At 60.7% G+C, this 21,553-nt stretch carries 17 protein-coding genes; 6 read left to right on the top strand and 11 right to left on the bottom strand.

Going from position 1 to position 21,553, the window contains the following annotated elements; genetic code table 11:
* The first annotated feature begins 1 nt into the window (after position 1).
* The 4 genes from emhB to QZR14_RS13540 all read left to right on the top strand — a co-directional run bounded on the left by emhB (position 2) and on the right by QZR14_RS13540 (position 7,337).
* On the top strand, positions 2-3,166 hold the full coding sequence (emhB, locus tag QZR14_RS13555; RefSeq protein WP_311996842.1) for an efflux RND transporter permease subunit EmhB: 3,165 nt from the start codon (positions 2-4) through the stop codon (positions 3,164-3,166).
* Positions 3,163-4,623, top strand: a complete 1,461-nt coding sequence (gene emhC / locus QZR14_RS13550) for an efflux RND transporter outer membrane subunit EmhC (protein WP_311996841.1) — start codon at positions 3,163-3,165, stop codon at positions 4,621-4,623. The genes emhB and emhC overlap by 4 nt, the downstream gene beginning before the upstream one ends.
* Positions 4,624-5,002: 379 nt before the next feature.
* The gene (locus QZR14_RS13545; protein ID WP_311996840.1) at positions 5,003-6,262 is read left to right on the top strand and encodes an OprD family porin; all 1,260 of its coding nucleotides are present in this window, start codon (positions 5,003-5,005) and stop codon (positions 6,260-6,262) included.
* A gap of 268 nt (positions 6,263-6,530) precedes the next feature.
* On the top strand, positions 6,531-7,337 hold the full coding sequence (locus tag QZR14_RS13540) for a methyltransferase domain-containing protein (protein ID WP_311996839.1): 807 nt from the start codon (positions 6,531-6,533) through the stop codon (positions 7,335-7,337).
* A 95-nt stretch (positions 7,338-7,432) separates the two neighbouring features.
* On the opposite strand, the gene pcaC is transcribed toward QZR14_RS13540, so the two are convergent.
* The 11 genes from pcaC to pcaR all read right to left on the bottom strand — a co-directional run bounded on the left by pcaC (position 7,433) and on the right by pcaR (position 18,449).
* Complete coding sequence (gene pcaC / locus QZR14_RS13535) at positions 7,433-7,825, bottom strand: 4-carboxymuconolactone decarboxylase (protein WP_024011942.1); 393 nt, start codon at positions 7,823-7,825, stop codon at positions 7,433-7,435.
* A gap of 10 nt (positions 7,826-7,835) precedes the next feature.
* On the bottom strand, positions 7,836-8,627 hold the full coding sequence (gene pcaD, locus QZR14_RS13530; RefSeq protein WP_311996838.1) for a 3-oxoadipate enol-lactonase: 792 nt from the start codon (positions 8,625-8,627) through the stop codon (positions 7,836-7,838).
* 12 nt (positions 8,628-8,639) lie between these two features.
* The gene (locus QZR14_RS13525) at positions 8,640-10,004 is read right to left on the bottom strand and encodes a 3-carboxy-cis,cis-muconate cycloisomerase (protein WP_311996837.1); all 1,365 of its coding nucleotides are present in this window, start codon (positions 10,002-10,004) and stop codon (positions 8,640-8,642) included.
* 46 nt (positions 10,005-10,050) lie between these two features.
* Positions 10,051-11,346, bottom strand: coding sequence for an MFS family transporter (locus QZR14_RS13520; protein WP_311996836.1), 1,296 nt, complete (start codon positions 11,344-11,346; stop codon positions 10,051-10,053).
* A gap of 210 nt (positions 11,347-11,556) precedes the next feature.
* Positions 11,557-12,123: a protocatechuate 3,4-dioxygenase subunit alpha gene (pcaG, locus tag QZR14_RS13515; protein WP_311996835.1), complete on the bottom strand. Its 567-nt coding sequence runs from the start codon at positions 12,121-12,123 to the stop codon at positions 11,557-11,559.
* Position 12,124: 1 nt separating this feature from the next.
* Complete coding sequence (pcaH, locus tag QZR14_RS13510) at positions 12,125-12,829, bottom strand: protocatechuate 3,4-dioxygenase subunit beta (protein ID WP_250603368.1); 705 nt, start codon at positions 12,827-12,829, stop codon at positions 12,125-12,127.
* Between the two features lie 36 nt (positions 12,830-12,865).
* Complete coding sequence (pcaF, locus tag QZR14_RS13505) at positions 12,866-14,071, bottom strand: 3-oxoadipyl-CoA thiolase (RefSeq protein ID WP_311996834.1); 1,206 nt, start codon at positions 14,069-14,071, stop codon at positions 12,866-12,868.
* A complete protein-coding gene (locus QZR14_RS13500) occupies positions 14,068-14,847 on the bottom strand; it encodes a CoA-transferase subunit beta (RefSeq protein WP_064393051.1) in 780 nt (259 codons plus the stop codon). Before QZR14_RS13500 ends, pcaF begins: the two co-directional genes overlap by 4 nt.
* A complete protein-coding gene (locus QZR14_RS13495) occupies positions 14,847-15,704 on the bottom strand; it encodes a CoA transferase subunit A (protein WP_041070518.1) in 858 nt (285 codons plus the stop codon). Before QZR14_RS13495 ends, QZR14_RS13500 begins: the two co-directional genes overlap by 1 nt.
* Before the next feature lie 261 nt (positions 15,705-15,965).
* Complete coding sequence (locus QZR14_RS13490; protein WP_127926124.1) at positions 15,966-17,312, bottom strand: MFS transporter; 1,347 nt, start codon at positions 17,310-17,312, stop codon at positions 15,966-15,968.
* A 294-nt stretch (positions 17,313-17,606) separates the two neighbouring features.
* Positions 17,607-18,449 carry a pca regulon transcriptional regulator PcaR gene (gene pcaR / locus QZR14_RS13485; protein WP_007917109.1) on the bottom strand — a complete coding sequence of 281 codons (843 nt, stop codon included), beginning with the start codon at positions 18,447-18,449 and terminating at the stop codon, positions 17,607-17,609.
* A gap of 652 nt (positions 18,450-19,101) precedes the next feature.
* On the opposite strand from pcaR, the gene QZR14_RS13480 reads away from it, so the two are divergent.
* Positions 19,102-19,302, top strand: coding sequence for a hypothetical protein (locus QZR14_RS13480; protein ID WP_008080067.1), 201 nt, complete (start codon positions 19,102-19,104; stop codon positions 19,300-19,302).
* Between the two features lie 374 nt (positions 19,303-19,676).
* Positions 19,677-21,152: an inorganic phosphate transporter gene (locus tag QZR14_RS13475; RefSeq protein WP_064119763.1), complete on the top strand. Its 1,476-nt coding sequence runs from the start codon at positions 19,677-19,679 to the stop codon at positions 21,150-21,152.
* Positions 21,153-21,553: the final 401 nt, after the last annotated feature.

Raw genomic sequence — 21,553 nt, 5'->3', positions numbered from 1 at the left:
CATGTCAAAATTCTTTATCGACCGTCCGATTTTCGCCTGGGTAATCGCCCTGGTGATCATGCTGGTCGGGGCACTTTCGATCCTGAAATTGCCGATCAACCAGTACCCGAGCATTGCGCCGCCGGCCATTGCGATCTCCGTGACCTACCCGGGCGCTTCGGCGCAAACCGTGCAGGACACCGTGGTCCAGGTCATCGAGCAGCAGCTCAACGGTATCGACAACCTGCGTTATGTGTCCTCGGAAAGTAACTCCGACGGCAGCATGACCATCACCGCGACCTTCGAGCAAGGCACCAACTCCGACACCGCGCAGGTGCAGGTTCAGAACAAGCTGAACCTGGCCACCCCGCTGTTGCCGCAGGAAGTGCAGCAACAAGGTATCCGTGTGACCAAGGCAGTGAAGAACTTCCTCTTGGTGATCGGTGTGGTTTCGCGTGACGGCAGCATGTCCAAGGACGACCTGTCCAACTACATTGTGTCGAACATGCAGGATCCGATCTCGCGGACCGCCGGTGTCGGTGACTTCCAGGTCTTCGGTGCCCAGTACGCGATGCGCATCTGGCTCGACCCGGCCAAGTTGAACAACTTCAACCTGACCCCGGTCGACGTGAAAACCGCCATTGCGGCGCAGAACGTCCAGGTCTCGTCCGGCCAGCTCGGCGGGTTGCCTGCCGTACAAGGCCAGCAACTCAACGCCACGATCATCGGCAAGACCCGTCTGCAGACCGCCGAGCAGTTCAAGGAAATTCTGCTCAAGGTCAACAAGGACGGCTCGCAGGTTCGCCTCAAGGACGTCGCCGACGTTGGCCTGGGTGGCGAGAACTACGCGATCAGCGCCCAGTTCAACGGCAGCCCGGCTTCCGGTCTGGCGGTGAAACTGGCCAACGGCGCCAACGCCCTCGACACCGCCAAGGCCCTGCGCAAGACGATTGATGACCTCAAGCCGTTCTTCCCGCAAGGCATGGAAGTGGTGTTCCCGTACGACACCACCCCCGTGGTGACCGAGTCGATCAAAGGTGTGGTTCACACCCTGGTCGAAGCGATCGCGCTGGTGTTCCTGGTGATGTTCCTGTTCCTGCAAAACTTCCGCGCCACCGTCATCACCACGATGACCGTGCCGGTGGTATTGCTCGGTACGTTCGGTATCCTCGCCGCCGCCGGGTTCAGCATCAACACGCTGACCATGTTCGGCATGGTACTGGCCATCGGTTTGCTGGTGGACGACGCCATCGTCGTGGTGGAAAACGTCGAGCGGGTGATGAGCGAAGAAGGCTTGTCACCCAAGGAAGCGACCAAAAAGTCCATGGGCCAGATCCAGGGCGCACTGGTCGGTATCGCCCTCGTACTGTCGGCGGTATTGCTGCCGATGGCGTTCTTCAGTGGCTCCACCGGTGTGATCTACAAGCAGTTCTCGATCACCATCGTCTCGGCCATGGCCCTGTCGGTGCTGGTCGCCCTGATATTCACCCCGGCGCTGTGCGCCACCATGCTCAAGCCGATTCCGAAAGGCGAGCATGGCACGCCGAAAAAAGGCTTCTTCGGCTGGTTCAACCGCAATTTCGACCGTGGCGTACAAAGCTACGAGCGCGGTGTCGGCAACATGCTCTCGCGCAAAGCACCGTACCTGCTGGCCTACCTGCTGATCGTCGTCGGCATGATCTGGCTGTTCACCCGCATTCCGACCGCGTTCCTGCCGGAAGAAGACCAGGGCGTTCTGTTCGCCCAGGTGCAGACTCCGGCCGGTTCCAGCGCCCAGCGGACTCAGGTGGTCGTGGATGAAATGCGTGAATACCTGCTACGTCCGAACAAGGACGGCGGCGAGGCAGACGCGGTGGCTTCGGTGTTCACCGTCACCGGCTTCAACTTCGCCGGTCGCGGTCAGAGTTCGGGTATGGCGTTCATCATGCTCAAGCCGTGGGGTGAACGTAACGCCGACAACAGCGTGTTCAACCTTGCGGCCCGTGCCCAGCAGCACTTCTTCAGTTTCCGCGATGCGATGGTGTTTGCCTTTGCCCCGCCAGCGGTACTGGAGCTGGGTAACGCCACTGGTTTCGACGTATTCCTGCAGGACCGTGCCGGTATCGGCCACGAAAAACTGATGGAAGCGCGCAACCAGTTCCTCGGCATGGCGGCGCAGAGCAAAGTCCTGACGCAAGTGCGTCCGAACGGCCTGAACGACGAGCCGCAGTTCCAGCTGGAAATCGATGACGAGAAGGCCAGTGCCCTGGGCATTACCATCAGCGACATCAACAACACCCTGTCGATTGCCTTGGGCAGTAGCTACGTCAACGACTTCATCGACCGTGGTCGCGTGAAGAAGGTGTACGTGCAAGGCCAGCCGGATTCGCGCATGAGTCCGGAAGACCTGAAGAAGTGGTACGTACGGAACGCCGCCGGCACCATGGTTCCGTTCTCGGCATTCGCCAAGGGCGAGTGGATCTACGGTTCGCCGAAACTGGCGCGTTACAACGGCGTGGAAGCGGTCGAAGTGCTGGGTGCTCCTGCGCCGGGTTACTCCACCGGTGAAGCGATGGCCGAAGTCGAAGCGATTGCCAAGAAACTGCCGGCCGGTGTCGGTATCTCCTGGACCGGTCTGTCCTACGAGGAACGTCTGTCCGGTTCGCAAGCACCGGCGCTGTACGCCCTGTCGCTGCTGATGGTGTTCCTGTGTCTGGCAGCGCTGTATGAGAGCTGGTCGATTCCGATTGCCGTTATGCTCGTGGTGCCGCTGGGGATCATCGGCGCACTGATGGCCACCAGCCTGCGCGGGCTGTCCAACGACGTGTATTTCCAGGTGGGCTTGTTGACGACTATCGGTCTGGCGGCTAAAAACGCCATTCTGATCGTCGAGTTCGCCAAGGAACTGCATGAACAAGGGCGTAGCCTGCGCGATGCGGCGATCGAAGCGTGCCGCATGCGTCTGCGACCGATCATCATGACCTCGCTGGCCTTCGTCCTCGGTGTTGTACCGTTGGCGATCTCCACCGGCGCCGGTTCGGGCAGTCAACATGCGATCGGTACGGGCGTGATTGGCGGTATGCTCACCGCCACGATCCTGGCGATCTTCTGGGTCCCACTGTTCTTCGTCACGGTTTCGTCCATGGGCCAGCGTAAAAACGCCGACCAGGATGAAACTAAAGAAACTCCTAAAGAGGCTGGCCAATGAGCAAGTCGCTACTCTCCCTCGCAGTCGCCGCCTTCGTGCTGAGCGGTTGCTCGCTGATACCTGACTATCAGCAGCCTGAAGCCCCGGTCGCAGGCCAGTACCCACAGGGGCCGGCATACTCGCCGGCCCAGGCTCCGGCGCAGGCCGCTGCCGAACAGGGCTGGAAGCAGTTTTTCCATGACCCGGCCCTGCAACAGCTGATCCAGGTCTCGCTGGAAAACAACCGCGACCTGCGTGTTGCCGCACTGAACATCGACGCTTACGCGGCTCAATACCGCATCCAGCGCGCCGACCTGTTCCCGGCAGTTTCGGCCAATGGCAGCGGCAGCCGCCAGCGGGTTCCGGCCCGTGCCTCGCAGACCGGCGAGTCGAGCATCACCAGCTCCTACTCCGCCACGGTCGGCGTCAGTGCCTACGAACTCGACCTGTTCGGTCGGGTTCGCAGCCTGAGCGAACAAGCGCTGCAACAATACTTCGCCACTGAAGAAGCGCGCCGCAGCACCCAGATCAGCCTGGTCGCCAGCGTCGCCAACGCCTACCTGACCTGGCAGGCCGACAAGGAACTGCTCAAGCTGACGCAAGACACCCTCGGTGCCTTCGAAGAAAGCTACAAGTTGACCAGTCGCAGCAACGAAGTCGGTGTCGCCTCGGCACTGGATCTGGCGCAGTCGCGCACCTCGGTCGAGAACGCCCGGGCACAACTGGCGCGTTACACCCGCCAGGTGGCGCAGGACGAAAACAGCCTGACCCTGCTGCTCGGCACCGGTATCCCGGCCAATCTGCAAACGGCCAAACCGCTGTCCGATGACCTGCTCAGCGATGTTCCGCCGGGTCTGCCTTCGGATCTCTTGCAACGTCGTCCGGACATCCTGCAAGCCGAGTACAACCTGAAAGCGGCCAACGCCAACATCGGCGCGGCCCGTGCCGCGTTCTTCCCGAGCATCAGCCTGACCGCCAACGCGGGTAGCCTGAGCCCGGATCTGTCCGGTCTGTTCAAGGGTGGTTCGGGGACGTGGCTGTTCCAGCCGCAGATCAACCTGCCGATCTTCAACGCCGGCAGCCTGCGCGCCAGCCTCGACTACGCCAAGATCCAGAAGGACATTGGCGTGGCGAACTACGAGAAGTCCATTCAAACGGCCTTCCAGGAAGTCGCCGACGGCCTGGCCGCACGCCAGACCTACACCGAGCAGTTGCAAGCGCAGCGTGACTTCGTGCAGGCCAACCAGGATTACTACCGTTTGGCCGAACGTCGCTACCGCATCGGCGTCGACAGTAACCTGACCTTCCTCGATGCCCAGCGTCAGCTGTTCAGCGCGCAACAAGCGCTGATCACCGACCGCCTCGCGCAGCTGACCAGTGCGGTCAACCTGTACAAGGCCCTGGGCGGTGGCTGGAATGCGCAAACCGCGCAGAACGAACCGCTGAAAGAAGAAGCACCGAAGATGAAGCTGTTCTGATCATCATCGGCTGAATACAAGGAGCCCACCGATTGGTGGGCTTTTTGTTGCCTGAGAATCAAAAGATCGCAGCCTTCGGCAGCTCCTACATTTGAAAGGCGTTGCCCTGTAGGAGCTGCCGAAGGCTGCGATCTTTTGATCTTCAATGCTGTTCGATAATCGCCCGAAACCCGCTTTTCCCAATTGAATCCGAACATCCGCCCCCCGCACCATTCGCTCAACAAAACCAATAACAACAGGTTAGACACCATGCTCCCGCGCCCTGCTCCGACCGGCTGACCGCCGTCGCTTCACCCCCTGAATTCATCGCATTTCTGCACCGTAAAAACCGGCCGCAGCGCACCCGTTCGCCCTAAAAAAACAAGAGAGACCCGAGCCCATGACAACCTCCCCTGCGCCTTACGCAATTCCCGGCCTGATCGCCCTGGCCCTGGCCGGTGCGGCGCTGCCCGCTGCGGCTGAAGAAGCCGGTTTCATCGAGGGCGCGAAGGTCAACCTCAACCTGCGCAACTTCTACATCAACCGCAACTTCACCAACCCGACCAAAGCGCAGGGCAAGGCTGAAGAGTGGACGCAGAGCTTCATCCTCGACGCCAAATCCGGCTTCACCCAAGGCACCGTCGGCTTCGGCATGGATGTACTCGGCCTGTACTCAGTGAAACTCGATGGCGGTAAAGGCACGGGCGGCACGCAGCTGTTGCCGCTGGATCACGACGGTCGCCCGGCGGACCATTTCGGCCGCACCAATGTCGCCTTCAAGGCCAAGCTTTCGCAGACCGAAGTGAAGGTCGGCGAGTGGATGCCGGTGCTGCCGATCCTGCGTTCGGACGACGGTCGCTCGCTGCCGCAAACCTTTCGCGGCGGGCAGATCACGTCCAAAGAAATTGACGGCCTGACCCTCTATGGCGGCCAGTTCCGCGCCAACAGCCCGCGCGACGACAGCAGCATGAGCGACATGTCGATGACCGGCAAATCGGCGTTCACCTCCGATCGCTTCAACTTTCAGGGCGGTGAATACGTTTTCAACGAAAAACGCACGCAGATCGGGCTGTGGAACGCTGAACTCAAGGACATCTACAGCCAGCAATACGTCAACCTGATCCACAGCCAGCCGCTGGGCGACTGGACCCTCGGCGCCAACCTCGGTTTCTTCTACGGCAAGGACGACGGCAGCGCCCGCGCCGGCGATCTCGACAACAAAACCTGGTCAGGGATGTTCTCGGCGAAGTACGGTGGCAACACCTTCTACGTCGGCCTGCAGAAACTCACCGGCGACAGCGCCTGGATGCGCGTCAACGGCACCAGCGGCGGCACGCTGGCCAACGACAGCTACAACGCCAGCTACGACAATGCGCAGGAACGCTCCTGGCAAGTGCGCCACGACTACAACTTCGTCGCGCTGGGCATCCCCGGCCTGACCCTGATGAACCGTTATATCAGCGGCGACAACGTGCACACCGGGACGATCACCGACGGCAAGGAATGGGGCCGCGAATCGGAACTGGGCTACACCGTGCAGAGCGGCGCGCTGAAGGACTTGAACGTCAGATGGCGCAACTCGACCATGCGCCGCGACTTCAGCAACAACGAGTTCGACGAGAACCGTTTGATCGTCAGCTATCCGATCAGCCTCCTTTAAACACCGATCCCCCCCTGTAGGAGCTGCCGCAGGCTGCGATCTTTTGATCTTAAAAACAAGATCAAAAGATCGCAGACTGCGGCAGCTCCTACATTGGAATTCTCGCCACTGGTCAGGACAAGTCGTACTTTGCCGGCCGGCAGGTAAAGTGACAAAACCTGAAGGAATCAGGTGTTAATCCTTCCCGCTTCCGTCGTCGTAGTCGGTCCTCAAGCTGTGAGCCAGGTTGTCATCGGAAGACACCACCGATCACCAGAGGACCTCCTCAATGATCTCTCGTCTAACCGCAACACCCGACTGGGACGCCAAGGCGTACCAGCAGTTCTCCCGTCTCAGGCAACGCCCGGTCAACGAACTGCTCGACCGCGTCGACCTGCACAACCCGCAACGCATTTACGACCTCGGCTGCGGCACCGGCATTGCCACGCAGTTGTTGGCCAAACGCTGGCCGCGCGCGCAGTTGCAGGGCGTCGACAGCTCCGCGCAGATGCTCGATGAGGCACGCTGCCTGCCGATCCGGGCGTTGTGGAAACATTGCGACCTGCTTGATTGGCAACCTGAGCAGCCGGCGGATCTGCTGTTCGCGGCCGCCGTGCTGCACTTTATCGAAGGCCATGAAAAACTGCTGCCGCGCCTGCTCGGTTATCTGAATCCCGGCGGCTGTCTGGCGGCGCACATGCCGGACTGGCGCGATGCGCTGTGGTATCGGCTGATGCTCGACACCCTCGAAAACGGCGGCACCGGTGGCACGCCACTGGGCACTCCTGAACTGCGCCAGCGCATGGCGGCGCGGCCGTTATTGGCACTGGAGGATTACTACCGGTTGCTCGCGCCCATGACTACGTCGCTGGATATCTGGGAGACCGAGCAGTTGCAGGTGGTTGACGGCAAGTCGCCGGTGTATGACTGGGTGAAGGTCTCGGCGCTGCGGCCGGTAATGCAGGCGTTGAGTTCAGCGGAACAGGCGCGGTTTATCTATCACTACCTGATGCGGGTGCATAAGCATTATCCGCAAGAGGGGGATGGGCATACGTTGTTTGCGTTCAAGCGGATATTTATTGTGGCCACGGTTTGAAGAGCAAAAGATCGCAGCCTTCGGCAGCTCCTACAGGGGAACGCATTCCAAATGTAGGAGCTGCCGAAGGCTGCGATCTTTTTCGGTTTCAACCGTCAATCCCGGGATTCGACTCCCAACTCATCCCACACCGATTCGGCCAAGTGAAACGTCGCATTCGCCGCCGGGATCCCGCAGTAAATCGCACTCTGCATGATCACTTCCTTGATCTCGCCCCGGCTCACGCCGTTATTGGCCGCCGCGCGCAGGTGCAGTTTCAGCTCGCCTTCGCGGTTCATGCCGATCAGCATGGCGATGGTGATCAGGCTGCGCGTGTGCCGTGGCAAGCCCGGACGCGTCCAGATATCGCCCCAGGCATGGCGGGTGATCATTTCCTGAAACTCCGAGTTGAACTCGGTCAGCGTGGTCAGGCTGCGATCAACATGCGCATCGCCCAACACCGCGCGGCGTACCTGCATGCCTTCGTCGTAACGTTGTTTCTCGTCCACAAACACTTCCTCACTTAGCCTGCAAAAACGCCAACACGCGATCACTGAAATCTGCACCGGCCTGCACGTTGGACAGGTGCGCCGCATAGAACTCGGCATATTGGGCGCCGCGTACGTGCTCCTGAATAAAGTGCCCACCGGACGGCGGTGTCACCGCATCTTCGGTGCCGGCAATCACCAGCAACGGCACATTGATCGACGTCAGTTGTTCGCGGAAATCGGCATCACGCACCGCCGCGCAGTTGGCCGCATAACCTTCAGGCGAAGTGGCCGCGAGCATGTCGGTAATCTGCTTGGCCGCCGCCGGATGCGCTGCCGAAAAGTCCGGGGTAAACCAGCGGGCAATCGACGCGTCACGCAGGGCCACCATCGCTGCGGCACCGTCGCGCAGCACGGTTTCAATGCGTGGATTCCACACCGATGGATCGCCGATTTTCGCCGCCGTATTGCACACGATCAGCTTGTTCAGGCGATGCCCGGCATTGATCCCCAGCCACTGGCCGATCAGGCCACCCATCGACAGCCCACAAAAATGCGCGCGCTCGATGTGCAGCGCATCCAGCAAGCCGAGCACGTCATGACCCAGTTGCTCGATGCTGTAAGGCCCCGGCGTCACCAGTGATTGGCCGTGACCACGAGTGTCGAAACGCAGCACGCGAAAATGCTCGGTGAACGCTGGCATCTGCGCGTCCCACATGTGCAGATCAGTGCCCAGCGAGTTGGACAGCACCAGCACCGGCGCATCGACCGGGCCTTCAATTTGATAGTGCAGTTCGCCATCGGCGAGTTGAACGAAAGCCACAGCCCTCTCCTTTCAGACAGACAATGCGTTGTGTTCGGCCACCGCACGCTCGACCCAGGTTTTCGCCTGGCCGAGGTAATGGGCGGGGTTCAAAAGCTGATCTAGTTCAGCGTTGCTCAGCTCAGCAGTGACTTGCGGTTCGTCACCCAGCACGGCGCGTAAATGGCGCTGCTCGGCCACGGCGCGTTTGCAGCATTGTTCGAGCAGATGATGCGCGGTGTCGCGGCCGACACGCTGGGCGAGGACGATGCTGACGGCTTCGGCCAGCACCAGCCCCTGAGTCAATTCGAGGTTGCGGCCCATGCGCTCGGCATCGACTTCCAGGCCATCGGCCAACAAGCGTGCTTGTTGCAGTGAACCGGATACGAGGCAGCAGATTTCCGGCAAGGTTTCCCATTCGGCATGCCACAGACCCAGGCTGCGTTCATGTTCCTGCGGCATCGCGCTGAACAGCGTCGACACCAGACCCGGCACGCGCGTCGCCGCGCCGATCAACACCGCCGCACCGACCGGATTGCGCTTGTGCGGCATGGTCGACGAACCGCCCTTGCCCGGTGCCGACGGCTCGAACACCTCTGCCGCTTCAGTTTGCATCAACAGACTGATGTCGCGGCCGAATTTGCCGAGGCTGCCGGCGATCAGACCGAGCACCGCGCCGAACTCGACCACGCGATCACGCTGGGTGTGCCACGGCTGTTCCGGCAAGGTCAGTTGCAGTTCTTCAGCCAGCGCCTCAGCGATCGGCAAGGCCTGCGCGCCCAGCGCGGCGAGGGTTCCGGACGCACCACCAAATTGCAGCACCAGCAGACGCGGCTTGAGTTCGCGCAAGCGTTGACGGCTGCGCGTCACAGCGCCCAGCCATCCGGCGATTTTCATGCCGAGGGTGACCGGCGTCGCATGTTGCAGCCAGGTGCGCCCGGCCAACGGCGTCGCCGCATGGCGTTGCGCTTGGGTCGCGAGGGAATCAGCGAGTTGCGCGAGATCGTTCTCGATCAACGCCAGCGCCTGTCGCAATTGCAACACCAGCCCGGAATCCATCACGTCCTGACTGGTCGCGCCCAAATGCACATAACGTTCGGCTTCAGCGTCGCTGGCAGCAATCTGCTTGCCCAATGCCTTGACCAGCGGAATCGCCGAATTGCCGGCCGTGGCAATCGCCTCGCCCAATGCTGCGAAGTCATACAGATCAGCACTGCATGCAGCCGCAATAGGTTTCACCGCAGAAGAAGGAATCAAACCGACCCGCGCCTCGGCCCGGGCCAGCGCCGCTTCGAAGTCGAGCATGGCCTGCACGCGGCCCTGATCGCAGAACACTTCACGCATATCGCGGGCAGTGAAATAGGCATCGAACAATTGATTGCCCGGTCGCTGAGTCATAAACAGTCCTTGCCGGCGCGGGCCATTACGGCCCGCGCGCATCGGGTTAGAGATCGTGGTGCAAATACGCCGCCTGTTTCGGCAGGCGCAGGCTGAACAGGAACGCGATCGCCATCATCGCCGTCACGTACCAGTAGAAGGAGTTTTCCATGCCGATGTTCTTCAGGCTCAGGGCGACGAATTCCGCCGAGCCGCCGAAGATCGCATTCGCCACCGCGTAGGCCAGACCGACGCCAAGTGCACGGACTTCCGGCGGGAACATTTCGGCTTTTACCAGGCCGCTGATCGAGGTGTAAAAACTGACGATCGCCAGCGCCACGGTAATCAGCACAAACGCGAGGAACGGGCTGCTGACGCTTTTCAGGCTCAACAGAATCGGCACGGTGAACAGCGTACCGAGCGCGCCGAACCAGAGCATCGAATTACGTCGACCGATCTTGTCGGCGAGCATACCGAACAGCGGCTGCATGCACATATACAGGAACAGCGCGCCGGTCATGATGTAGCTGGCAGTCTTGGCGTGCATGCCGGCGGTGTTCACCAGGTATTTCTGCATGTAGGTGGTGAACGTGTAGAAAATCAGCGAGCCACCGGCGGTGTAACCGAGCACGGTGATGAACGCAGCTTTGTGATCGCGGAACAACGCGCTGATGCTGCCGGCGTCTTTGTGTTCGCGGGTTTCCTTGTTGGTGGTTTCTTTCAGCGAACGACGCAGGAACAGCGAAATCAGCGCCGCCACCGCACCGACCACAAACGGAATCCGCCAGCCGTAGGCGCGCAGATCGTCTTCGGTGAGGAATTGCTGCAGCACCACCACCAGCGACACGGCCAGCAGTTGGCCGCCAATCAACGTCACGTACTGGAACGAGGCGAAAAATCCGCGCTGGCCCTTGAGCGCGACTTCGCTCATATAGGTGGCAGTGGTGCCGTACTCACCGCCGACCGACAGCCCTTGCAGCAAACGTGCGAACAACAGCAGGACCGGCGCCCAGACGCCGATGTCCTTGTACGTCGGCAGGCAAGCAATCAGCAGAGAGCCGAAGCACATCATCAGAATCGAGATGAGCATCGAATTCTTGCGCCCGTGCTTGTCAGCGACCCGGCCGAAAATCCAGCCACCAATCGGACGCATCAGGAAGCCGGCAGCGAACACACCGGCGGTGTTGACCAGTTGCACCGTCGGGTTGTCGGAGGGGAAGAACGCCGGGGCGAAATAGATCGCGCAGAAGGCGTAGACGTAGAAGTCGAACCATTCGACGAGGTTGCCAGACGAGGCGCCGACAATGGCAAAGATGCGCTTGCTGCGCTCTTCGCCGGTGTAATGGGAGGTGGTCGTTGTCATTGTTTTTCACTCGATAGGGACAGTGAGAGTCTAGACACACTTTGCAACAGTCCCGTTCCACATCCTGTATTGATCGTTCCCACGCTCCGCGTGGTAACGCATCCGGTGACGCTCCGCGTCACGGTGGACGCGGAGCGTCCATGGCATCATTCCCACGCAGAGCGTGGGAACGATCATGCAGGAGCTGCCGCAGGCGGCGATCTTTTGATCTTAATAATCGAAGAACACCGTCTCGGCATCAGTGCCCTGCAGAACCACATTCCACTGGTACACACCCGAGGCGTCCTGCTTGGCCAGCAACGTGCTGCGACGTTCGGCCGGCACACATTCCAGCAACGGATCATTCACGTTCGCCGGTTCGCCTTCAAAGTAGATCCGCGTCAGCAAGTGCTTGACCAGGCCACGGGCAAACACCAGCACCACCAGATGCGGCGCCTGCGTCGACCCCTTCAGGCCCTCAACCGTGCCCGGTTTGATCGTGGTGAAACGGAAGCGCCCTTCCGCGTCCACCGGCACCCGGCCAAAACCTGCAAAGTTCGGATCAAGCGGTTTGTCCTGCTCGTCTTCCGGGTGGTCGTACTTGCCGGCGGCGTTGGCCTGCCAGACTTCGAGCATGGCGTCGTTGACGACATCGCCGTTGCCATCCACCACCTGCCCGGTGATCGCCACGCGCTCGCCGAGGGTTTGCTCGACGGTGAGGTTTTCGCGGTTCAGCCAGGTCAGGCCGATGTGGTAATACGGCCCGACGGTGTGGGACGTGGTCGCAGTCAGCGTCATCTTATTTCTCCATCGGCGTGGCTTCACGCCCGCGCAGCACGATGTCCCAGCGGTAACCGAGGGCGTAGGACGGAATGGTTTTTTCCAGATCGAAACGGGCGATCAGGCGTTCCTTGGCCGAGGTGTCCGGCACGCAGTTGTAGATCGGGTCGTAGGCCAGCAGCGGATCGCCCGGGAAATACATTTGCGTGACCAGCCGGGTAAGGATGCTCGGCCCGAACAGCGAAAAGTGGATGTGCGCCGGGCGCCAGGCGTTGTGGTGGTTGCCCCACGGGTAGGCGCCGGGCTTGATGGTCTGGAACTGATACCAGCCGTCGGCGTCGGTGACGGTGCGACCGGTGCCGGTGAAGTTCGGGTCCAGCGGCGCGTCGTGCAGGTCGCGCTGGTGGTTGTAGCGACCGGCGGCGTTGGCCTGCCAGATCTCGACGAGAATTCCCGGCACCGGCAGACCGTTTTCGTCGAGCACGCGACCGTGAATGATGATGCGCTCACCCAGCGGTTCGCCGCTGTGCTGTGCGGTCAGGTCGTTATCGCGGTCGCCCACGCGCTCGGCACCGATGGTCGGCCCGGTGATTTCCGACAGCGAATGCGGCAGAAACACCAGTGGCTTGGACGGCGAGCGCAGGTTGGTGGATTGATACGTCGGGTGCAGGTATTCAGGCTGAGTGCCTTCCTGCGGACGACGGTAACCAGGCTTGTCAGACATGTCGCTTTCCTCTGTTCTATTTCGTCACGGCTTGCGTCAGACGCGTTCGATGGCCAGGGCCAGACCTTGGCCGACACCGACGCACATGGTCGCCAGACCTTTCTTGCCGCCGGTCTTTTCCAGTTGATGCAGTGCGGTCAACACCAAACGTGCACCGCTCATGCCCAACGGGTGACCGAGGGCAATCGCGCCGCCATTCGGGTTGACCTGCGCGGCGTCGTCGGCCAGACCCAGTTCACGCAGCACCGCCAGGCCTTGGCTGGCAAACGCTTCGTTGAGTTCGATCACATCAAAATCGCTGACCGCCACGCCGAGGCGTTCGATGAGCTTGCGCACCGCCGGCACCGGGCCGATGCCCATCACGCGTGGCGCAACCCCGGCGCTGGCCATGCCGAGCACTTTGGCGCGGGCGATCAGGCCATGCTTTTTCACCGCTTCGGCGGACGCGAGAATCAGTGCGGCAGCACCATCGTTGACCCCGGAGGCATTGCCGGCGGTGACGGTTTTGTCCGGGCCGTTGACGGGTTTCAGCTTGCTCAGTGCTTCAATCGTCGTATCGGCGCGCGGATGTTCGTCCTGGCTGACCACGGTTTCGCCTTTCTTGTGGGCAATCCGCACTTCGACGATTTCTTCAGCGAAGTAGCCGGCAGCCTGCGCGGCGGCGGTACGTTGCTGACTGCGCAGGGCGAACGCGTCCTGATCGGCGCGCGACACTTTATAGTCGTCGGCGACGTTGTCGGCGGTCTGCGGCATCGCATCGACGCCATACTGCGCCTTCATCAACGGGTTGATGAAACGCCAGCCGATGGTGGTGTCTTCCAGTTTCATATTGCGCGAAAACGCTGCGTCAGCCTTGCCCATCACGAACGGCGCGCGGGACATCGACTCGACGCCGCCAGCAATCGCCAGCTCCATCTCGCCGCTGGCGATCGCACGGAACGCCGTGCCGATCGCATCCATGCCCGAAGCGCAGAGACGATTGAGGGTCACGCCCGGTACGCTTTCCGGCAGGCCCGCCAGCAGCAGGGCCATACGCGCAACGTTGCGGTTGTCTTCACCGGCCTGGTTGGCGCAGCCGAGGAACACTTCGTCGATGGCGTTCCAGTCCACCGACGGATTGCGTTCCATCAGGGCTTTGATCGGCACAGCGGCCAGGTCGTCGGCGCGAACGGCAGACAAACCGCCGCCGAAACGGCCGATCGGGGTGCGAATCGCGTCGCAGATATAAACGTCACGCATCATGCTTCTCCCGGTGCCTGGCCGTGGGCGGCGGCAGTACGCGCTTCGAGATCGCGCAGCGCAGTCAGTTCGACTTCAGTCGGTTCAGCGGTGTTTTCAACATGCTCGGCAAAACGAATCGCCCAACCGGTGGCCGCGACCACTTGCTCGCGGGTCACGCCCGGGTGCAGCGCGGTGACCACGAATTCGTGGGTGCCTTCTTCCGGTTCCATGATGCACAGGTCGGTGATGATCCCGACCGGACCGGCGCCCGGCAGGCCCAGACGTTTGCGCGAATCACCGCCCTCGCCGTGACCGACCGAGGTGATGAAATCGAGTTTGTCGACGAACGAACGTGCCGACTGTTTAAGGATGATCAACACGCTTTTCGCCGAACCGGCAATTTCCGGCGCGCCACCGGCACCCGGCAGACGCACTTTCGGCGAGAAGTAATCGCCAACCACGGTGGTGTTGATGTTGCCAAAACGGTCGACTTGCGCGGCGCCGAGAAAGCCGACGTCGATGCGCCCGCCCTGCAGCCAGTAGCGAAAAATCTCACCGGTCGGCACGACGGTGTCGGCGGTTTCCGCCAGTTCGCCATCACCAATGGACAGCGGCAATACGCTTGGCTTGGCGCCAATCGGGCCCGACTCGTAGATCAGCACTACATCAGGCGAAGAAGTCAGACGCGCGAGGTTGGCGGCTTTCGACGGCAGGCCGATACCGACGAAGCACACCGAGCCGTTCTTCAGCCGACGGGCCGCCGCGACGGTCATCATTTCATTGGTGGTGTAAGTCATTACTTGGCCTCCGAAGCAGCGGCCAACTTGGCCTGGAACGCACTGAAGTCAGCGCAGCCATGGATGTATTCGTTGATCCACGCGGTGAAGGTCTCACGGTCGCGGGCGATCGGGTCCCACGCCTGATAGAAACGATTGTCACGCTCGGTGTAACCGTGGGCGTAGGACGGATGTGCGCCGCCGGGTACGTGGCAGACTGCGCTCAAGGCCCAGGTCGGCAGCACGCAGGCATTCATCGGCGCGTTGAGGTTGTCGACGATTTCTTCAACCGTGACGATGCAGCGCTTGGCCGCCAGTGCCGCTTCTTTCTGCACGCCGAGAATGCCCCACAGCAGGACGTTGCCTTGACGGTCGGCTTTCTGTGCGTGGATCACGGTCACGTCCGGGCGCACCGACGGCACTGCCGCCAGCACTTCACCGGTGAATGGACAGGTCACAGACTTGATCAGCGGATTGACCTTCGGCAGGTCGGAGCCGGCGTAGGCACGCAGCACCGCGAACGGCAGGCCGGAGGCGCCAGCGACGTAGGCGTTGGCCAGGTCGGCGTGGCTGTGCTCTTCGATTTCCAGCGCATGCGGCCATTGTTTCTCGACCGCGTCACGCAGGCGGTGCAGCGAACCGACACCCGGGTTGCCGCCCCAGGAGAAAATCAGTTTGCGTGCGCAACCGGCACCGATCAGTTGGTCGTAGATCAGGTCAGGCGTCATCCGCACCAGCGTCAGATCTTTCTTGCCCTGACGAATGATTTCATGACCCGCTGCCGTAGGGATCAGGTGAGTGAAGCCTTCGAGTGCGACGGTGTCACCGTCGTTGACGAATTGCTTCACCGCATCGTGCAGCGAAAGGATCTCAGCCATGGAGCGGGCTCCTGTTTTTGTATGAATCGCCAGTGATAAAAAGGCGCGAGGTTCAGCGCCGGAGTCACTGCAGATTAAGCGCGGTAAAACCGCCAAACAATCCGATAATCGACTGAGTGTTCGTTTATCGAACGGATTGTTGCCAGCCTATCGGTCCGTGTTGCCTGCAAAAGATCGCAGCCTTCGGCAGCTCCTACAGGGTTACGCGTTCACATGTAGGAGCTGCCGAAGGCTGCGATCTTTTCGCTTTACATCGAAATATCAGGTCGCATCCGCATGACTGACCATGCCTTTGATCACCACCGCCGTGGTCGCCAATGCCGCCGGAATCACCAACGCCGTCAGCACTTGTTCAAAATTCCAGCCCAGGCCCAACAACGTTGCGCCCATCCACGCCCCGAGAATCGCGCCGAAGCGGCCAATCCCCAGCATCCACGAGACCCCGGTCGCCCGCCCCTGAGTCGGATAAAACCGCGCCGCCAGCGACGGCATCGCCGATTGCGCGCCGTTGACGCACATCCCCGCCACCAGCACCAAAGTCGCCAGCAAGGTGATATTGCCCAGGCTCTGCCCCACCGCGTAGGCAAACACCCCCGCCAGCAGATAGAACGTGCCGATGACCTTGTGCGGGTTGAAGCGGTCCATCGCCCAGCCCACCGCCACCGCGCTCAACACCCCGCCGAACTGGAACAACGCACCGATAAACGCGGCTTGCTCCATGCTCGCGCCGCTGTCACGCATCAGCGTCGGCAGCCAACTGGTCAGCAGATAAACGATCACCAGGCCCATGAAGTAGGTCAGCCACAGCAGCAAAGTGCCGGTGCTGTAAGTGCCGGAGAAGATCACCGCGAACACGTTGCGCGCCTTGACGGTTTTCTGTTCCGGTACGCTGAAACTTGCGGCCTGGGCGACGGTAGCCGGATCGATCGGCGCCAGGGTTTTGCGGATCTTGTCGGTGCCACGATTGCGCACCACCAGATAACGCGCTGACTCCGGCAGCCAGAACAGCAGCACCACGGCGAGGATCAACGGCAGGATCCCGCCGATCAGTAACAGACTGTGCCAGCCGAACGCCGGAATCAGTTTCGCGGAAATGAACCCGCCGCCGGCCATGCCGAGGTTGAAGCCACAGAACATGCTGGTCACCAACAGCGACTTCTTGCGTTCCGGGGTGTATTCCGAAAGCAGCGTAGTGGCGTTCGGCATACCTGCGCCGAGACCCAGACCGGTCAGGAAGCGCAGCACCAGCAACTGTTCAACGTTGGAGCTGTACGCCGACGCCAGACTGAAAGCGCCGAACAGCACCACGGCGCCGACGAGGACGACTTTTCGCCCAAAGCGGTCTGCCAAAGGGCCTGACCCCAAGGCGCCGAAGACCATGCCGATCAGCGCGGCACTCATCACCGGGCCGAGGCTGGCGCGGTCGATGCCCCAGTCCTGGGACAGCGCCGGGGCAATAAAGCCCATCGCGGCGGTGTCGAGGCCATCGAGAAAGACAATCAGGAAACACAGGATCACCACGCGCCACTGATAGCGCGAGATCGGTTGGGCATTGATGAAGGTCTGCACGTCGAGGCAGTTACCCACAGCGGACTGAGGCTGGTTCATTATTTTTATTCCACGCAAAAAACGCAGTCGACCGGCGGCCGGCCAGAGAGCGGCACGGTCACAAGAATAGAAGGTCTGGATCAGGCGTTGCGGTCAATCCGGCAACAGCGGAGGGAGCGGAGACAGTCGGGGAACATGCGCATGGTGAGTTGCCTCTTGTCATTATTATGGGAGTCGACCGTCCGGCGGGCTCATTCACATCAGCGCCGGATGACGCTGCCGCGACATTAATGATCCGAGGGTTTTAGCGTCAATTCGATAAACGCAACACTGTGCGTTTATCGAACAGCTTCATCAGGCGAACAGCTGCGCACTGAGGTCGCGGCTGGCGCTAAGCAGACCCGGCAAGAAGCGCTGTTCCAGTTCGGTACGGCTGACGCGCCCGGCGTGGGTGCTGACGTTGAGCGCCGCGACGACCTGGCCGGAAGCGTCGTAGACCGGCACGGCAATCGAACGCAGGCCTTGTTCCAGTTCCTGATCGACGATGCACCAGCCTTGCTGCCGCACTTCCTGCAGGCATTCGAGCAACGCGTCGGGGGTGTGAATCGTGCGGCTGGTCTTGGCGACCAGTTCGGCGTGATCGAGGTATTCACGCAGCGACGTGTCATCAAGGGCCGCCAGCAGAATCCGCCCCATCGAGGTGCAATACGCCGGCAGGCGCCCGCCCACCGACAAATCCACCGAGATCAGCCGCTGGGTGGTCGCCGAGCGCGCAATGTAGAGAATGTCGTCGCCCTCGAGCGTGGCCATGTTGCAGGCTTCATGCAGTTGCTCGCTCATACGGTCCAGGTACGGCTGGGCCGATACCGCCAACGGCGTCGACGACAGATAGGCGTGGCCGAGGGTCAGCACTTTGGGCAGCAATGAATAGGTGCGCCCGTCCGTGGTGGCGTAACCGAGTTTGATCAGCGTATGCAGGCAACGGCGCACGGCGGCGCGGGGAATCTCCGTGCGGTGGCTGATCTGGGCGATGGTCAGGTGGCGTTTGCGCTCCTGAAACGCCTGCACCACCGCCAACCCCCGGGCCAGCGAGGTCATGAAGTCCGGATCACCGGTCAGCGCCTGGATACGTTTGGCCGGCGAGGCAACGATCGGCGGTGCCACGGAGGTGAAGGAGTTGCGCATTTGATCGTTCATTTGTTGTCCTGTTATCCGGCACGGATCAATGGGCTATACAAGCGGCTCGCCAAGCAATGCACAAGCGCTGGGCCTGCAAGATTGGGCGATTATCGAACCGCCGATCGATAATCGCAATCAGCTGTGCGGCTCGCCTCAAACGCTTCGAGGGTTCGACTCAACTTTGGCTTTTATCTGAATCAGCGCCTTAGTTGTTCGACTAAATGGCGCCAAAAACAGATCGTTCGCTAAATAATCGGCGCTCTGCACTTCAACTTGCGACAAAAGTTACGAGTCACAAAACAATCACACATCCGGAACCGTTTTTAACTTGGCAAAGATAGTCATTCCTGAATCGGCCGCTATAATGCACCTCAGTGGCAACTCGCTTTTAATCATCGAGGTCGCCATTCGCTGCGGCGATGTCCATCGCCAACAGCCCGGCCAGCGCCCGACGCGCATCACTCATGCAACGCCTGCGCTCGCTGAAACAGGAAACTGATGCTGCGTCAGTTTTTATCTGGTGCCGTAGCCGCCTGTAACACGGAAGTCTTGATCGCCCCACCGTTTACACCAATGCCTATCCAGGCGTTGAACTCGCGGCGGCTGCGTTCAATCGATTCGTTGCAGTGCGTTTCACCAGACACTTAACTCAACTCATACAGGTAGCACTGTGACGAAAGACGAACTGCGCGCGGAACTTGAGCGCCAGGAACAACGTTACAAGGAAGTTTACGGCGGGGAAGTCACCACCTACGCCGCTCAGCCCGAACCGGAACGCAAAGCATGGCGTAAACGCCCTACCGTTCAGGATCAGGTCTTCAAGCAGGAAATAGAAAAGATCGAAAAGGAACTCAAAGCCGAAGAGCCTTGAGCGACGGTTTTCGGATCTTTTGAAGGTTTGCGTCCACACCGGTTACAAGCGCGGTGGAACGACGATGCCTTGCGCGCCCGCTACCCGCGGGCAGCGGCCATTACCCGGTCTGGTTGACTGAGAATGGGCGTCCTACAGGTTTCAGAGATATTTCAGACAAGCGTTTGAGACCACTCAACGCCGGTAAAAACGCCTGTTAAAAATGGTTTTTATCAATTAAATCAACCACTTGAAAAACCCTGCGCTCCGCTAGGTTTTCATGTGCTGCAACAAATTAAATCGAAGAAGTGTGAAACCGATGAGCAGGTAGGGGATCGATTTCCAGTCTTTTCTGGCATAATCGCGCCCCCTTACGACCGGGTCAGAAAACCTTCATGATCGATTTATTCAGCGGACTGGATGCTTGGGTGCTTGTGAGCCTCTTGCTCGCCCTGACGTTTGTCCTCGCCTTCGAGTTCATCAATGGATTTCATGACACCGCTAACGCGGTAGCCACTGTTATCTACACCAAAGCCATGCCGCCCCACCTGGCGGTGTTCTTTTCCGGTGTGTTCAATTTCCTCGGCGTGCTGCTGGGCGGCGTTGGCGTGGCGTACGCCATCGTCCATTTGCTGCCGGTTGAACTGCTGATCAATGTGAACACCGGCCATGGCCTGGCAATGGTGTTCTCGTTGCTCGCCGCGGCAATCGCCTGGAACCTGGGCACCTGGTACTTCGGTATCCCGGCTTCCAGCTCGCACACCCTGATCGGCTCGATCCTCGGTGTCGGCCTGGCGAACGCCCTGATCAACGACATTCCGTTGGCCGACGGCGTGAACTGGCAGAAAGCGATCGACATCGGCGCCTCGCTGGTGTTCTCGCCAATGGCCGGTTTCCTGATCGCCGCGCTGATCCTGATCGGCCTGAAATGGTGGCGTCCGCTGTCGAAGATGCACAAGACGCCGGAACAGCGCCGCAAGATCGACGACAAGAAGCATCCACCGTTCTGGAACCGTCTGGTCCTGGTGATCTCGGCCATGGCCGTGAGCTTCGTGCACGGTTCCAACGATGGCCAGAAAGGCATCGGCCTGATCATGCTGGTGCTGATCGGTATTGTCCCGGCGCAGTTCGTGCTCGACCTGAACAGCACCACGTACCAGATCGAACGCACTCGCGATGCGACCCTGCACCTGAGCCAGTTCTACCAGCGCAATGCCGATTCGCTGGGTGAATTCCTGGCCCTGGGCAAAAGCGTGGAAGGCGACCTGCCGGAGAAATTCCGCTGCAACCCGCAGCAGACCGAACCGACCATCAGCGCCCTGCTGCACACGCTGAAAGGCGTAGCGGACTACCATTCGCTGTCGTCAGACAGCCGTATCGAAGTGCGTCGCTACCTGCTCTGCCTGGACGACACCGCGAAGAAGGTTGGCAAGCTGCCTGGCCTGGAAGCCCGTGAAAAGGCAGACCTCGACAAGCTGCGCAAAGACCTGACCACCACCACCGAATACGCCCCGTTCTGGGTGATTCTGGCGGTGGCCCTGGCTCTTGGCCTCGGCACCATGGTTGGCTGGAAACGCGTAGTGCTGACCATCGGTGAGAAGATCGGCAAGCAGGGCATGACCTATTCTCAGGGCATGTCTGCGCAGATCACCACCGCGAGCCTGATCGGCATGGCCAACATTTTCAGCCTGCCTGTGTCGACCACTCACGTTCTGTCCTCGGGCGTGGCGGGCACCATGGTCGCGAACAAGAGCGGCCTGCAGGGTGGCACGGTGCGTACCATTCTGTTGGCGTGGGTGTTGACCCTGCCGGCGACTGTGGCGCTGTCGGCTGGTTTGTTCTGGCTGGCGTCAAAGGCGCTGGGTAGCTGATAGCTAGCGGCACATGAGAAAGGCGTGATTCGAGAGAATCGCGCCTTTTTTGTTTATGGGGTTTTGGGATTGGGATTGGGATTGGGGGCATATCCGTTGCTGCGGGTGCTGCCGCTGGCGGTTTCGCTCTTACAGCGACTCACTTTTCCAAACGCCGAAAAGTAAGCAAAAGGCTTTGCCCCTGGCGTACGGCACTTCGCTGAGGCTCAGTGTTCCCTCGCTACGGTGTCCATCCGGGGGCATCGCCTACGGTGTGCTTCGCTGCACCTCCTCTCGATGTATGCGGCTACGCCGCACGGCGCTACGCGCCTCCCCCCGGATGAACACCTTCGCTCGGCCTGCCGATGGGGCAAAAGATCAAAAACCAAAGCCAGAGCAAGATCACAAACCAGATCAAAAGC

This window comes from Pseudomonas sp. rhizo66 (genome assembly GCF_031931925.1).
In the GTDB taxonomy this organism is placed as follows: Bacteria; Pseudomonadota; Gammaproteobacteria; order Pseudomonadales; family Pseudomonadaceae; genus Aquipseudomonas.
This window is presented reverse-complemented; position numbering and strand designations above follow the sequence as displayed.

Excerpts from the sequence above, each read along its gene's own strand:
- emhB (WP_311996842.1), top strand. The coding sequence starts at position 2 with ATGTCAAAATTCTTTATCGACCGTCCGATTTTCGCCTGGGTAATCGCC.
- emhC (WP_311996841.1), top strand. The coding sequence starts at position 3,163 with ATGAGCAAGTCGCTACTCTCCCTCGCAGTCGCCGCCTTCGTGCTGAGC.
- QZR14_RS13545 (WP_311996840.1), top strand. The coding sequence starts at position 5,003 with ATGACAACCTCCCCTGCGCCTTACGCAATTCCCGGCCTGATCGCCCTG.
- QZR14_RS13540 (WP_311996839.1), top strand. The coding sequence starts at position 6,531 with ATGATCTCTCGTCTAACCGCAACACCCGACTGGGACGCCAAGGCGTAC.
- QZR14_RS13525 (WP_311996837.1), bottom strand. The coding sequence starts at position 10,004 with ATGACTCAGCGACCGGGCAATCAATTGTTCGATGCCTATTTCACTGCC.
- QZR14_RS13520 (WP_311996836.1), bottom strand. The coding sequence starts at position 11,346 with ATGACAACGACCACCTCCCATTACACCGGCGAAGAGCGCAGCAAGCGC.
- pcaG (WP_311996835.1), bottom strand. The coding sequence starts at position 12,123 with ATGACGCTGACTGCGACCACGTCCCACACCGTCGGGCCGTATTACCAC.
- pcaH (WP_250603368.1), bottom strand. The coding sequence starts at position 12,829 with ATGTCTGACAAGCCTGGTTACCGTCGTCCGCAGGAAGGCACTCAGCCT.
- pcaF (WP_311996834.1), bottom strand. The coding sequence starts at position 14,071 with ATGATGCGTGACGTTTATATCTGCGACGCGATTCGCACCCCGATCGGC.
- QZR14_RS13500 (WP_064393051.1), bottom strand. The coding sequence starts at position 14,847 with ATGACTTACACCACCAATGAAATGATGACCGTCGCGGCGGCCCGTCGG.
- QZR14_RS13495 (WP_041070518.1), bottom strand. The coding sequence starts at position 15,704 with ATGGCTGAGATCCTTTCGCTGCACGATGCGGTGAAGCAATTCGTCAAC.
- QZR14_RS13490 (WP_127926124.1), bottom strand. The coding sequence starts at position 17,312 with ATGAACCAGCCTCAGTCCGCTGTGGGTAACTGCCTCGACGTGCAGACC.
- pcaR (WP_007917109.1), bottom strand. The coding sequence starts at position 18,449 with ATGAACGATCAAATGCGCAACTCCTTCACCTCCGTGGCACCGCCGATC.
- QZR14_RS13475 (WP_064119763.1), top strand. The coding sequence starts at position 19,677 with ATGATCGATTTATTCAGCGGACTGGATGCTTGGGTGCTTGTGAGCCTC.